The sequence below is a fragment of the Bradyrhizobium sp. Leo78 genome, assembly GCF_059512425.1.
In genome coordinates this window covers 283,623-296,548 of the sequence record NZ_JCAMOT010000003.1, presented here as the reverse complement: position 1 = coordinate 296,548, position 12,926 = coordinate 283,623, and the positions used below count along the sequence as shown (strand labels likewise).

Below are 12,926 nucleotides of genomic sequence, written 5' to 3'. Positions count from 1 at the left end.
GCACGGTTTCATGGCTTTTGATCCTCCGCTCCGATCGCCGCCAATGCGGCGCGGGCTACTTCGACGTCTTGTGCACCGGTGCCAGACCCCACGCCGACCGCACCGACACATTGGCCTCCTATAATGATTGGCAGTCCACCTTCGAGGTTGGTGAGTCGGCCCCTACCTGCAATGGCAAGCTTGATCTCATTGGCCGGATCGAGTCGCGACGTCGGTTGACGATGCGAAGCCGCGGTGATGGCCTTGGACATCGAGGTCTCCCGGGACAGCAGTTTGGCGCCATCCATCCGGACAAATGCCAGCAGGTTGCCGCCGTCATCGACGATCGAAATGTTCTGCGGTGCGTTAAGCTCTTCCGCTTTGGCTATGGCACCAGCCAACGCCTTGAGCGCGCCGTCATGTGTCAATTTGAGAGAGGGTTTGGTCATCGCCATTTTCTATAGCTCCGGTATCATGCCTTGTACGGCTCGATGAAGCATGCGGAGGCATGCTCCCGACGAAGGTCTCAATCATCCATCCGCTGGAAACGTGTCTCGCAAAGACGGACGCAGCGACATGGTTTCGAACCAAACGGCCAGCGCCGGCCGCGTTGTGCGCCAGTCGAATGACGCGAACCGGAAATCCAGATAGCCAAGCGCGCAGGCGATGGTGAGGCTGCCGATGCTGATGCGTGCGCCGAATTCAGCGACCGTGTTTTCCATCTGGTCGAGTGCTGCGGCGATCTTGGTCATCTGGCCGTCTATCCAGTCAGCCGATCGATGCTCATCACTTCTGCAGGTGTTCTCGTAGCGGGTCAGCAGAGCGGCATCGAGGAGGCCGTCACCGAGGGCCTGTTCGGTGAGGACCTGCCAACGTTGCGGCCCGCGCGGAAACAACGAGCCATTTCCGAGGTCATCGAGATACTCGCAGATCACCCGGCTGTCGAATAGCAGCGTTCCGTCCGCCAGTTTTGCGGCCGGGACCTTGGCGAGCGGATTGAAAATGGCGATCCGCTCATCGCGCTTCAACGGATGCGCGGCGCTTGGCAACCGCACGATGCGATCAGCAATGCCGAGTTCGATCGCGCAGGCCATGACCTTGCGGACATAGGGCGATGTCGGCGCATAAAGCAGTTCGATGGCATCACTCATGACCGTCTCCCGTCGGCAAAAGCAACACCTTGCCGATGTTCTCGTTGGCTTCGAGAATGCGATGGGCTTGTGCGGCCTCACTGAGCGGCAATTGCCGCCAGATCAGCGGCCTCACCAAGCCAGACGCGACCATCGGCAGCACCTCGGCGCGGAGCACGGCGGCGATCGCCGTCTTCTCCTCGTCCGACTTCGGTCGCAGCGTCGACGATGTCAGATACAACCCCTTCCGCATCACCAGCCCAAGATCAATCGGAACAACGCCACCCTGCATGAAGGACAGGCTGACATGGCGTCCGCCCGGCGCCAGCACGTCGAGATTACGTGCAACGTAAGAACCGCCCGCGATATCGAGCACGACATCGACGCCGCGCTCGCCGGTGACACCGCGCGCTGCGGCAACGAAATCGTCGGTGCGATAATTGATCGCGGTGGCGCCCAGCGCTTCGACTGCCTTCTTCTTGGCGTCGCTGCCGACCGTCGCGATGGCCGTGGCGCCGCGCGCGATGGCCATGCGTATCGCAATCGTACCGACGCCGCTGGCGCCGCCGTGCACCAGTACGGCCTCCCCCTTCGACAGCCGGCCGCGCTCGAACAGATTGTGCCAGACGGTGAAGAGCGCCTCGGGCAGGGCTGCCGCCTCTTCCATCGTCAGGCCCTCGGGCACAGCGAGACAATGCGATGCCTTGGCAAGGCAATAGCGCGCATAACCGCCGCCCTTGACCAGTGCCATAACCGCCTGACCGCGCAAGCCGGCATCGCCATCGACAACGCGCCCTGCAACTTCGAGCCCGAGCACATCGGTGACACCTGCCGGCAACGGGACGGCGCCGCTTCGCTGCATCAGATCGGGGCGATTGACGCCGGCTGCGGCAACCTCGATCAGGATTTCGCCGGCACCGGGCACGGGCACGGGTCGCGCGACCTGGATCAGCACGTCGGGACCACCGGCCTGCGTTGCGATGATGGCCTGCATGGTGGACGTCATTGTCAAAACTCCGTTGTTCATTCCCGCATCCAGTCTGCACGCGGCCGGCCTAGCAGAACGGCCAGCCTGTCGATCATCGCGCCCGCCGCTGCGAGTTCATCAAAACCGATCCATTCGTCGGCCTTGTGCCCGCGCGCCATATCGCCGGGTCCGCAAACCAGCGTCGGGATGCCCGCTTCCGCGTAGAGGCCAGCCTCGGTGCCGAATGCCACTGTCGTTGCGGGACGCGTATCGCTTGCAAGTCGCGCAACCAGACGTGCCGCAGGCGCATCGGCGCTGGTATCCAGGCCGGGATAGGCCGACAGTTCTTCGGAGATAATGTCGGCCTCTGGCGCGCTGTCACGAAGTCGGTCACGCTCGCGCGCCACCAACTCATCGATCCGTGCAAGGATTTCGCCAGTGTCACTGCCCGGCATGGTACGGATCTCATATTCCAGCGTGGCACGTTCCGGCACGAGATTGACCATGCTGCCGCCATGCAGCGATCCGACATGAATGGTGGTGAATGGCGGGTCGAAGGCCGCATCGCCGCCGCGTGCGATCTCCTGATCGGCGAAACCGCGCAACGCATGAGCGATCGCCACCGCGGAATCGACGGCATTGGCCGCGCGATGCGGCATCGCCGAGTGGCCGGTGCGCCCGATCACCGTCAAGCGACGCGCCACCTTGCCCTTGTGCGCGCGAACGACGCGCATCGCGGTCGGCTCTCCGACGATGGCGAGCACCGGCGGCGCGACGGACTGCATCAGCGCACGTACCAGATCCGGCGCGCCACGGCATCCGACTTCCTCGTCATAGGAAAACGCCAGATGCACCGGAACGGCCTGAGCCGCCGCCTTGAGACGCGGCACGGCGGAGAGAACGACAGCCAGAAAGCCCTTCATGTCAGTCGCGCCGCGACCATAGACGCGCTGATCACGGATGACCCCGGCAAATGGCGGCACGGTCCAGGCCTGCCCCTCCACCGGCACAACGTCCGTATGTGCCGACAGAACGACACCGGCTCGGTCCGCCGGACCAATGGTCGCGAGCAGCGACGCCTTGCGTCCGTCAGGCGACGGCACGCGACACGCCGGCACGTCCGATGACGTAAGTATCCGCTCGATATAATTGACGATATCGAGATTGGAATTCGAGCTTATACTTTCAATACTGATTAGCTCGCAAAGTATTTGAGCTATCTTTTCGATCATCTATACTACCATTACTTTTACGAATACGGGAGCATCACGATGACCTATTCTATCTCGGCGCGTTGTCCGGAGACCGGCGCATTCGGCATCGCCATCACGTCGTCCAGTATCGCGGTGCCGGCGCGCTGCGCGTGGGTCGGGCCTCTGGGCCTCGTGGTGTCGCAGAATGTGACCGACCCGGCGCTCGGCCCGACCGGTCTTGCGCTGCTGCGTCAGGGCCTCGGTGCCGCTGCCGTCCTCAACAGCCTCACGCTCGGCACACCGCAGCCAGCATGGCGACAGGTCGGCGTGATCGATCGTTACGGTCAGGTGGCCTGGCATTCCGGCGCTCAAGCATTGGCCACGGCGGCAGTTGCCGAAGGCGATGGCTGCCTCGCGCTCGGCAATCTGCTCGCCGACGACAAGGTGCCCAGCACGATGATTGCGCGGTTCGAGGCGACCGCTGGCCAGCCACTGGCGGAGCGGTTGATGTCGGCGCTGGAAGCCGGCCTCGGCGCCGGCGGTGAGACTGACGACGAGCATGCGGCGGGTCTGCATGTCGCTCACATCTTCGACTGGCCGGTCGTCGACCTGCGTATCGACTGGCACGACGCGCCGATCGGCGAGTTGCGTGCGTTGTGGGAGCGCTATCGGCCGCAGCAGAAAGACTATGTCGCACGCGCGAAGAATCCGGGCGCGGCGCCGTCGTTCTAGACGCAGGCGCCTCACGGCGCCTCGCCCGGCGGAAACGCCACGATGTCGTCGGAGCCGATCGACAATCCGACCTCGGCTCCGACCGGACAGGACGACAGCGCCGCAATACCCGGCGACCGCAGCAAAATATGATCGCGCGCGCTACCTGGCGCGTCGACATAGAGATCGACATGGCCGCCCTGGAACACCTGCGTCGTCACAGTGCCAGGCAGCGATCCCGATGCCCCTCGCGACGTCACGGAAAGATGTTCCGGCCGTACGAAGACATCTACGGAACCGCCAATCGATACTTCCGCAAGTGATGCTGCAGGAACGCTCGCGCGCACATCACCAATCGAGACCACCGCGGCATCGCCGTTCCGCTCGACGAGCCGACCGTTGAGTACGTTGGCATCACCCACGAAGGACGCGACGAAGCGGTCGGCCGGACGACGATAGATATCGTCAGGCGCGGCGATCTGGCGGATGCGTCCGGCCGACATCACCGCGATGCGGTCCGACATCGACAGTGCCTCGCCCTGGTCATGGGTAACAAAGATCGTGGTGACGCCGAGCTCACGCTGAATCTGCTTGAGCTCGACCTGCATGGAACCACGCAGATTCTTGTCGAGCGCCGAGAACGGCTCATCCAGCAGCAACACCTTCGGCCTGATCACGAGCGCACGCGCGAGCGCAACGCGCTGCTGCTGACCACCCGACAATTGCCGGGGCTTGCGGTCTGAGAAACCGGAGAGCTTGACCAGCGCCAGCGCTTCGTCGACACGGCGCGCCATCTCCTTCTTGTCGACGCCGCGGGTCTTCAGTCCATAAGCGACGTTCTTCGCGACGCTCATATGCGGAAACAGCGCATAATTCTGAAACACGATGCCGATCTCGCGCATGTGCGCCGGCGTTTCGGTGACCAGGGCGTCTTCAATAAAGATCTCGCCGCTGTCCGCTTCGAGGAAGCCCGCAACAAGATTGAGCAGCGTGGTCTTTCCGCAACCCGACGGTCCCAGCAAGGTCATGAACTCGCTCGACCCGATCTTCAGCCAGGCCTCATGCAACGCGATGAAATCGCCGAAGCGCTTGGTGACGCCGTCGAGCTGCACGGCCGGACGGATTTTGTCGTTTCCGGCGACTGACGTATTGGCAGCCATCTGATTAGTGCGCATCAACATTCAGGATTCTTCCGAGGCCCAGAAAGGAATTGGCGATCGTGAGCAAGGTCGCGGTCACGACGATGTAGATGACCGACAGGGCGGCCAGTGTGGGATCCGCGAATTCGCGGACGTAATTGTACATGGCGACCGGCAGCGTCTGCGTGGCCTGGCTGCTGACGAACAGAGTCGCCGTGAATTCGTTGAACGATAGAATTGCTGCGAATAGCCAGCCGCTGAGCAAGCCCGGAATCAAAAGCGGGATCGTCACGGTGAACAGGATCCGCAGCGGCGTGGCGCCAAGGCTGGATGCCGCCAGTTCAAGCCGGATGTCGAGATTCTGCAGCGAGATGTAAGTGCTGCGCATCACGAACGGCAGCACCATGACCACATGGGCGAAGATGACGAGTGGAAAGCCGCGCCCGAGATTGGTCTGCGAGGCGAGGATGAGAACGCCGAGGCCGATTGTGTAGTGCGGGATGATCAGCGGCGACAGCAAAATGCCTTCGAGAAGATTTCTGAGTCTGAATTTGTAGCGGTGAATGGCGAAGGCGAAGGCCGAGCCGACCACCAGCGCGATGCTGGACGCCCACACCGTCACCGTCAAGCCATTCCAGAAGCCCTTAGCGAAATCGGGATAAGAGAACGCGCGCCAGAACCAACGCAGCGACCATGATTGCGGGGGAAACAACAAGATCGCACGATCGTTGAAGGCCGAAATCGCCACTACGATGCCTGGCAGCATCACGAACAGGAGAATGGCGGCGATGAGGATGCGTCCCGACCATCGAAGCAGCAGGGTGCCGGGAGAGCGCTTCATGTCGTGCCTGCCATACGTTCGAGTGGGCTCGCGGCCTTCTTCAGCAAGGCGATCACGGCCAGCGATAATGCGAGGCCAATGATGGAGAGACTGGCAGCAAAGGGAAAATTGAAGGACGAGAAGCCGAGCTGATAGATCAGCGTCGACACCGTACTGACACGCCCGCCGCCGATCAGTTGCGGAGTCGCGAAAGCACTGAACGTCCACGCGAAGGCCGTGGAGAAACCAGCGACGATTCCGGGCATCGACAGCGGCAGGGTAATGGTGAGGAAAACGCGGACCGGACCGGCGCCGAGACTTTCGGCGGCCTTCTCGTAGTTGCGGTCGATGTGCGAGAGCGCTGCGGCCAGCATGATCACCATGATCGGCATGGTCACATGGACCAGCGCAGCGACCACGCCGCCAGCGGTGAACATCATCTGCAGCGGACGATCCAGCAGGCCAAGCTGGAGCAGCAGCGTATTCAGAAAGCCCTTGTTACCGAGCACGATCATCCACGAATAGGTCCGCACCACCTCGCCGAGAAACAGCGGCGTGACCGATACGACCAGAATGAAGGAGCGCAGCGCCGGACTATTGGTGCGCACCAGCGCATAAGCCAACGGATAGGCCAGGATCAGCGTGAACACCGCAGTCTCGAAACACAACAACACTGTATTCCAGAATGCCAAAGCATAGAGCGGCCGCAGCATGGCCGCGAAATTCTGCAACGTGAACCCACCGACTTCGAGCGAGCCGGGAATATAGGCCCGGACGCTATACTGAAAGACGGCCAGCATCGCCGCGATCAGGCCCACGGCGACGAGGCCGGCCGGCGAAACGAACCAACCCAGAAACGGACGTGTGTTCATGGACAAACTCGACGTGGGCAAACTCAAAGCGATGGAGCGCGATCCGGCAGTATCAGCCGGATCGCGACCAGGACCATGTTATGGAGCCATGATGTTCTCGGTGAACCACTTGCGCCAGGTACCGGTCTTTTCGGCGCGCAGCTTGGCGTCGATCACAAGGCTCTGTTTTGCCCACTGATCCGGCGTGGAGAAGACGCCGGTCAAAGAGGCTATCTCCGGCTTGAGCTTGGCATTGTCGACCACCGGGCTGCCCTTTTTCAGTTCGGCGATCTTGGCCTGCACTTCCGGATCGAGGGCGATGTTCATGAACTTGTAGGCCAGCTCCGCCTTGGTCGAACCTTTGGTGATGGCCATGGTGTCGACACCGAGCACCGCGCCTTCCTTCGGGATCACGAGCTTGATCGGTACGCCCTGGTTCTGCATGTAATAGGCATTCATCGACAGCACGACCTGGACTGGCGTCTCACCGGTGGCGAATAGCTGCTGGCTGTTGGCGTCATTGGTGTAGAATGCCTTGTAGTTCGGCTTCAGCGCCTTCATCTTGGCTTCGCCGACTTCCCAATTCGCAGCATCACCGCCCGACAGCTTGGCCGCGACGACCATCACATGACTCGGGTCGAAATCCGGCGACGAGATCATGCCCTTGAGTGCAGGATTCCACAGGCCTTCCCAGCTATCGAAGCTGACGCCCTTGGGTAGCCGGTCAGGCAAATAGCCGATGGTGTAGACATAGGCCCAGGCGCCGATGTGGTACGGACTGATCCTGGCCTGCTCGACCAGATGGCTGGCATTCGGAATCTTCGCCGTGTCGAGCTTCTCGAACAGATTGTCGTTGGCATAGAGCCAGCCGACATGGGCCGTCGTGAAGGTGACGTCGCTCTCGGGCTTGGCCGCGGCGAGCTTGGCCTGATTCAGCCGGTCGATCGTGCCGCCGGTGATGTATTCGACCTTGACGCCGGTCTCGGCGGTAAACTTCTGCGCGATCGCCTCATCGATCAAATCGCGGAAACTTCCGCCCCAGGTGCTGACGACCAGCTTCTCCTGGGCGGATGCCTGCGCGCCGATCGCGAGCGTCGACAGCAACATCAATGCAGTAAGCTTCAAGGCGCGCTTCATCTCGGAACCTCACAAGAATTATGACCCCGAGAGAAAAGCAAACACCATGCCAAGCGAACGAATTCGACAATATTTTCAAGTATTTCCAGCGCAAGAAACTCCGTTGACCTTTCATTCGAAAGATCTGATTTCAGAATGATCGTAGCTATACTTCGGCGTCGAAGATCGACACAGTGCTACGTCGGAATTTCCGCAATGATGTCGATTTCCATCAGGTATTCGGGCTTGGCGAGCCCCTGAACGATAATTCCGGTCGAAACCGGATAGACGCCCTTCAACCACTTGCCGACAACCCGGTAGACCGGCTCGCGATAGGCGCGATCGGTGATGTAGATGACGATCTTCACCACGTTCTGCAGACCCGAGCCTGCCTCTTCAAGCAGCACCTTGGCGCAAAACATGGCATTTTCAGTCTGCGCAGCGGCATCGCCGATGCCGACGATCTTGCCGTCGAGATCCATCGCCGTCTGGCCACGCACATAGACGGTGTTGTTGGCACGCACCACCATGCAGACATCGTTATCGAGGCTCTGCTCGGGATAGGCATCTTTGGTGTTGAACTTGCGGAAACGCTGATGGGTCATGAACCAAATCCTCAGGCGGCAGCGAGACGACGGAATGTGCGATCGCAGAAGAGCAAAGGACGCGCAGCTTGTTTGCGGACACTCAGCACCTCGCCGGTGACGATGCGATGCGAGCCGAAATCGAACAGGCTGGCCACGCGGCAATCGAAATTGCACAACGCGCCATCAAGCGCTGGCGCTCCGGTGAGCAGTTCTGACCATTCGCCGGCGAGAAAGCGGTTGTCACGCAATTCGGGGATCAGCCCGGCGAAGCTGTTGGCGACACGCTCCTGCGCATCGGACAAAACATTGGCGACGAACACGCCGTTGGCGAGCAGCAGAGCGAGGCCGCGATTGTCGCGGTGAACGCTGAACACCACCGACGGCGGCTCCATCGATAGCGAGCACAACGACGAGACCGTGACACCGGCCCGGCCGGCCTCACCGTCCGTGGTCACCACCGCGACGCCCGACGCGGTCGTCCGCATCGCGTCGCGAAATTCATCGACGGCGACGATGTCGTGAGACACGCAGCTCACGATTGTCCCCCGTCGATACGGTCCGACAGACCCGCCGACTTCTTCACGAAGTCGAGCGGTCCGGCGAAGTCGAAGCTGTTGTAGACGGCCGCCAGGTGATTGAAGTGCGGCGCCTGCGCGAACTGCACGAAGGTCAGGCGGTGTCCGGCGTAGTCGGAGTTCAGCAGATCGCGCGCGAAAGCGAGCAGCTTGCGGCGATCGTCGGCCTGCCACTGCTCATTGAGTGAATAGAACTTGTTCAGCCACTTACCGCTACCCTCGGCCTCAAACGCATCGGCATTCGGCGTGATGCAGATCTGCCCGCCGCACAGCTCGCGGGCGACGTGCATCATCGCCGGAAGCTGCGAACAGGCAAACACGCGGCCAGCATAGAGCATCGATTGCTGCGGCATCAGAAGACCGCCGGGGCTCTTCTCCGCCATAGCGATCGAGGCGGTGAGATGCGCGTTGATGCCTTCGCGATAGCAAACGAGATCGGCGAGCTTCTCACGCACCGATTGCAGTTTGTCCAGACCGGTCTGCTTGGCATTCCACATCGCCGCGCCGATCATCATGTCAGCCGTGTAGAGCAGCCGCAGCACATAGGGGAATGCCGAATAACGGTGCAGTGTCGAGCGCACGAACTGCGCCGCACGGGTATGACGATAGAAGAATACGTCCTCCCACGGGATCAGAACGTCGTCGAACACAACCAGCGCCTCGACTTCGTCGAAGCGGTTGGAGAGCGGATAATCCTTGGCGCTGCTGCGATTGGCGAAGCCAGAGCGGCAAATATGCTTGACGCCCGGCGCGCCCATCTTGACGATGCAGCCCACCGCGTAGTCGGACAACTTTTCATTCGCCCAGGCGCCGACGGTCGGCTTCAGATAGGCCTGATCGGCATAGGGGGCCGCGGTTTCATATTTCGCGCCGCGAATGATGATGCCCGCATCGGTCTCGCGGGTCACGTGAACCATCAGGTCGGGATCCTGCTGCTGCGGCGGCAGCGAGCGATCGCCCTTCGGGTCGGTATTGGCCGAGACGTGGAAGATGTCCTTCTCGATCACGGCGCGGATATGCCGGTCGATATTGGGGGCGAAGCGCGAATCAATCTCGGCCAGCACGTCGCGCCCGTCGGTGAGCGACCACATCTCGCCGATCGTCTCGTCGCCCACGCGGGTGACGACGCCACCGATATCCTTCATCACATGGTCGACAGCCTTGATCTTGTCGTGCCAGTCCTTCTGTTCCGTCGGCGGCCGGTAGAAGATCGAATACTTCTCATTGCCTTCGACATAGGTCAGATCGCCGCTGTAGCGCTCTTCCCGCGCCATGTCGTACATGCGGGCTTTGATATCGATGATCGGCTTCAGCGCGGGATGAGTGGTCACATCGTTGACGCGCTCGCCATCGACCCAGACCTCGCGACCATCGCGAATGCCCTGTTTGTACTCTTCACCCGTGCGGATCATTAATCGGCTCCTGTTCGACTGGACGACAAGGTGCCGGAGGCCCTATCATAAGAAAAATATTTTTATGTTTGGAGATACATAGGAAAATGCGATGAGGTTCTCGCTCCGGGCGCTGAGTTACGTTGTTGAGACAGCCGACGCGGGCAGCGTGACGGAGGCGGCCAAGCGCCTGAACGTCTCTCAGCCCTCGATCTCCGCTGCACTGAGCCAGATGGAGGCGGAACTCGGTATCCAGATATTCATCCGTCACCTCGCGAAGGGTGTGACGCTCTCACCGGCCGGCCAGCGGCTGGTGAATGACGCGAGGCTGCTGCTCAACCATGCTCGCGATTTTGCCAAAAGTGCCCAATCGCTTGGCAGTACGCTGCATGGCGAGATCGTGGTCGGCAGCTTCCTGACGCTTGCGACGCGCTTCATGCCTGGGCTGCTGGCCGGCTTTCGCACGCGCCAGCCAGGCATCTCGGTGAAACTGGAGGAAGGCGACCAGCAGGAGATCATCGACGGTCTGATCTCTGGGCGGACGGAATTGGCGCTGTCCTATTCGTTTGCCGTCCCCGATGAAATCGTCGGCGAAAAGTTCTGCGAATTGCCGCCTTATATCGTCCTGTCGGCCAGTCATCCTCTGGCGACCCGGTCTTCGATCAGCCTGACCGAGATGTGCGACGAACCGTTCATCCTGCTGGATCTGCCGCATTCCCGCGATTACTTCTCCAGCCTGTTCACGGCATCGGGGATCGAACCGCGGATCTCGTTCCGGACCCGGTCATTCGAATTGATCCGCGGACTGATCGGGCATGGCCAAGGATATTCGATCCATAACGCCGTTCCGCGCACCACTATCGGCTATGATGGCAGCCGCGTCGCGGTGGTGCCCATCACCGAGAAACTGCCGCCGACGCATGTCATGGCACTCCGCCTGAAGCGTCACGCGCTGCGGCCGGCGGTGCAGACATTTGCCGACTACGCGCGCGAGGCCTTTGCCGTTGGCGGCCAGTTCGCGCCGGGCTCAATAGCCCCGTCGGGGATCGACACGGCTTAGCAGTTCCTGCCCGGCCCGAAGCCGGCGCACATTCTCGCCGATCTGCCGTGCAGCCGACCGCGGCAGCGCCACCGATGCAAGATGCGGCGTCACCAGAACATTGTCCATTGCCCACAAAGGACTCTCCGGTGACAATGGTTCGGAAGCAAAGACGTCCAGCGTCGCTTCCGCGATATGAGCCGAACGAAGCGCTTCGATCAAAGCCGGCTCATCGACGATGCTGCCGCGCGAGACATTGATGAAGACGGCGCCCGGCTTCATCTGCGCCAGCCGTTCGGCATCGAGAAGGCCGCGGGTCTGCGGCGTCTGGGGCAGCATGCAGACCAGGATGTCGCTGTCGCCCAGAATGTCCGGCAATGCGGGCAGGCCGGCAGAGGTCTCGATGCCATCCACCGACTTCAGCGTGTTGGACCAGCCGCGCACCCGATAACCCTGCCGCGCGCATTCCAACGCCGCCGTCAGCCCGAGCTCACCGAGGCCAAGCACGCCGACCGTGATGGTCTCAGGATCGCGTGGATGAATGTAGCGCCAACGATGCTCGCGTTGAGCGCGCTCGAAGGCCGGGATATCGCGCGCATGACGCGTCACGGCAAATAGCACATAGCCGGCCATCATCCGCGCCATTTTCGGATCGGACAGGCGGGTGATCGGCACATCCGGCAGATCATCGCGCCCGACCAGCGCATCCACGCCGGCGCCGAGATTGACCACGAGCCCGAGATTTGGGTAGCGGGCGAAAAAGCCATGCGGCGGCTTCCACACCAGCGCCTGCCTGACCTTGAGGGGATCTGCGATGTCGTCTGCCTGGCGCAGATCGATACCCTCTGCGGCAAGCGCATCACGCCACGTCTCGAAGTCATCGAAGGCGCTGTAGAACGCCATGACTTCCGATGTCATTGGGCGGCCTTTTCGGCGATCAGGCGCGACACCGCCGTCAATGCCAGTTCATAGCCAAGCGCGCCGAGCCCCGCGATCACGCCCGTCGCCGCTCGCGAAACGTAGGAGTGGTGACGAAACGGCTCGCGCTTCCAGATATTGCTCATATGCGCCTCGATGATCGGGCCCTCGAAAGCGAGCAAGGCATCGAGGATCGGGACGGAGGAATAAGTCAGCCCGGCGGCATTGATGACGATGCCCTCGGCCTTCTCCCTCGCCTCCTGGATCCAGTCCACCAAAACGCCCTCGTGATTTGACTGACGGAAATCGACGGTCAAGCCAAGTGATGCCGCGTGATCTTCACAGCGCTTCTTGATGGAGACGAAACTCTCCCGGCCATAGGTTCCATTCTTATCAAGCCCATAAAGATTCGCATTGGGACCATTCAGGAAATAAACGGTGGCAGAGGTCATAACCGCGCTTTCTCATCTGTCGCAGGGAAATCGGTATCGCTCAGGACAAACATGACGC

Annotated in this window: 15 protein-coding genes; 2 read left to right on the top strand and 13 right to left on the bottom strand. The window is 61.3% G+C overall.

The genetic code is table 11. From position 1 onward, the window contains the following. Positions 1-8: 8 nt before the first annotated feature. From AC5ZG1_RS06090 to argE, 4 genes are all read right to left on the bottom strand, one after another. Positions 9-434, bottom strand: a complete 426-nt coding sequence (locus AC5ZG1_RS06090) for a GlcG/HbpS family heme-binding protein (protein ID WP_456642160.1) — start codon at positions 432-434, stop codon at positions 9-11. 75 nt (positions 435-509) lie between these two features. Continuing rightward, positions 510-1,118, bottom strand: coding sequence for a glutathione S-transferase family protein (locus tag AC5ZG1_RS06085; protein ID WP_456642199.1), 609 nt, complete (start codon positions 1,116-1,118; stop codon positions 510-512). A gap of 4 nt (positions 1,119-1,122) precedes the next feature. Next, positions 1,123-2,115 (bottom strand): NAD(P)H-quinone oxidoreductase, encoded by a 993-nt coding sequence (locus AC5ZG1_RS06080; RefSeq protein ID WP_496132273.1) that lies wholly within the window; start codon positions 2,113-2,115, stop codon positions 1,123-1,125. Between the two features lie 17 nt (positions 2,116-2,132). Then, positions 2,133-3,308, bottom strand: coding sequence for an acetylornithine deacetylase (argE, locus tag AC5ZG1_RS06075; RefSeq protein WP_496132272.1), 1,176 nt, complete (start codon positions 3,306-3,308; stop codon positions 2,133-2,135). Between the two features lie 39 nt (positions 3,309-3,347). Here argE and AC5ZG1_RS06070 point away from each other — a divergent pair, with 39 nt between their 5' ends. Then, positions 3,348-4,001, top strand: coding sequence for a DUF1028 domain-containing protein (locus AC5ZG1_RS06070; RefSeq protein WP_496132271.1), 654 nt, complete (start codon positions 3,348-3,350; stop codon positions 3,999-4,001). 11 nt (positions 4,002-4,012) lie between these two features. On the opposite strand, the gene AC5ZG1_RS06065 is transcribed toward AC5ZG1_RS06070, so the two are convergent. The 7 genes from AC5ZG1_RS06065 to AC5ZG1_RS06035 form a co-directional block, all read right to left on the bottom strand. Continuing rightward, entirely contained in the window at positions 4,013-5,161 is a 1,149-nt protein-coding gene (locus AC5ZG1_RS06065) for an ABC transporter ATP-binding protein (RefSeq protein ID WP_496132270.1), read from the bottom strand. Further along, positions 5,145-5,960, bottom strand: coding sequence for an ABC transporter permease (locus AC5ZG1_RS06060; RefSeq protein ID WP_496132269.1), 816 nt, complete (start codon positions 5,958-5,960; stop codon positions 5,145-5,147). The genes AC5ZG1_RS06065 and AC5ZG1_RS06060 overlap by 17 nt, the downstream gene beginning before the upstream one ends. Then, positions 5,957-6,811, bottom strand: coding sequence for an ABC transporter permease (locus AC5ZG1_RS06055; RefSeq protein WP_496132268.1), 855 nt, complete (start codon positions 6,809-6,811; stop codon positions 5,957-5,959). Before AC5ZG1_RS06055 ends, AC5ZG1_RS06060 begins: the two co-directional genes overlap by 4 nt. A gap of 78 nt (positions 6,812-6,889) precedes the next feature. Then, complete coding sequence (locus AC5ZG1_RS06050) at positions 6,890-7,927, bottom strand: ABC transporter substrate-binding protein (RefSeq protein WP_496132267.1); 1,038 nt, start codon at positions 7,925-7,927, stop codon at positions 6,890-6,892. A 176-nt stretch (positions 7,928-8,103) separates the two neighbouring features. Continuing rightward, positions 8,104-8,511, bottom strand: a complete 408-nt coding sequence (locus AC5ZG1_RS06045) for a RidA family protein (RefSeq protein WP_496132266.1) — start codon at positions 8,509-8,511, stop codon at positions 8,104-8,106. An 11-nt stretch (positions 8,512-8,522) separates the two neighbouring features. Beyond that, the gene (locus AC5ZG1_RS06040; RefSeq protein ID WP_496132265.1) at positions 8,523-9,029 is read right to left on the bottom strand and encodes a flavin reductase family protein; all 507 of its coding nucleotides are present in this window, start codon (positions 9,027-9,029) and stop codon (positions 8,523-8,525) included. Further along, positions 9,026-10,480, bottom strand: coding sequence for a 4-hydroxyphenylacetate 3-hydroxylase family protein (locus AC5ZG1_RS06035; RefSeq protein WP_496132264.1), 1,455 nt, complete (start codon positions 10,478-10,480; stop codon positions 9,026-9,028). The genes AC5ZG1_RS06040 and AC5ZG1_RS06035 overlap by 4 nt, the downstream gene beginning before the upstream one ends. Before the next feature lie 91 nt (positions 10,481-10,571). Here AC5ZG1_RS06035 and AC5ZG1_RS06030 point away from each other — a divergent pair, with 91 nt between their 5' ends. Beyond that, positions 10,572-11,519 (top strand): LysR family transcriptional regulator, encoded by a 948-nt coding sequence (locus AC5ZG1_RS06030; RefSeq protein WP_496132263.1) that lies wholly within the window; start codon positions 10,572-10,574, stop codon positions 11,517-11,519. On the opposite strand, the gene AC5ZG1_RS06025 is transcribed toward AC5ZG1_RS06030, so the two are convergent. After that, positions 11,487-12,416, bottom strand: coding sequence for a 2-hydroxyacid dehydrogenase (locus AC5ZG1_RS06025; RefSeq protein ID WP_496132262.1), 930 nt, complete (start codon positions 12,414-12,416; stop codon positions 11,487-11,489). The genes AC5ZG1_RS06030 and AC5ZG1_RS06025 overlap by 33 nt on opposite strands. Then, positions 12,413-12,868: a type II 3-dehydroquinate dehydratase gene (locus AC5ZG1_RS06020; RefSeq protein ID WP_130224074.1), complete on the bottom strand. Its 456-nt coding sequence runs from the start codon at positions 12,866-12,868 to the stop codon at positions 12,413-12,415. The genes AC5ZG1_RS06025 and AC5ZG1_RS06020 overlap by 4 nt, the downstream gene beginning before the upstream one ends. Positions 12,869-12,926 lie beyond the last annotated feature (58 nt).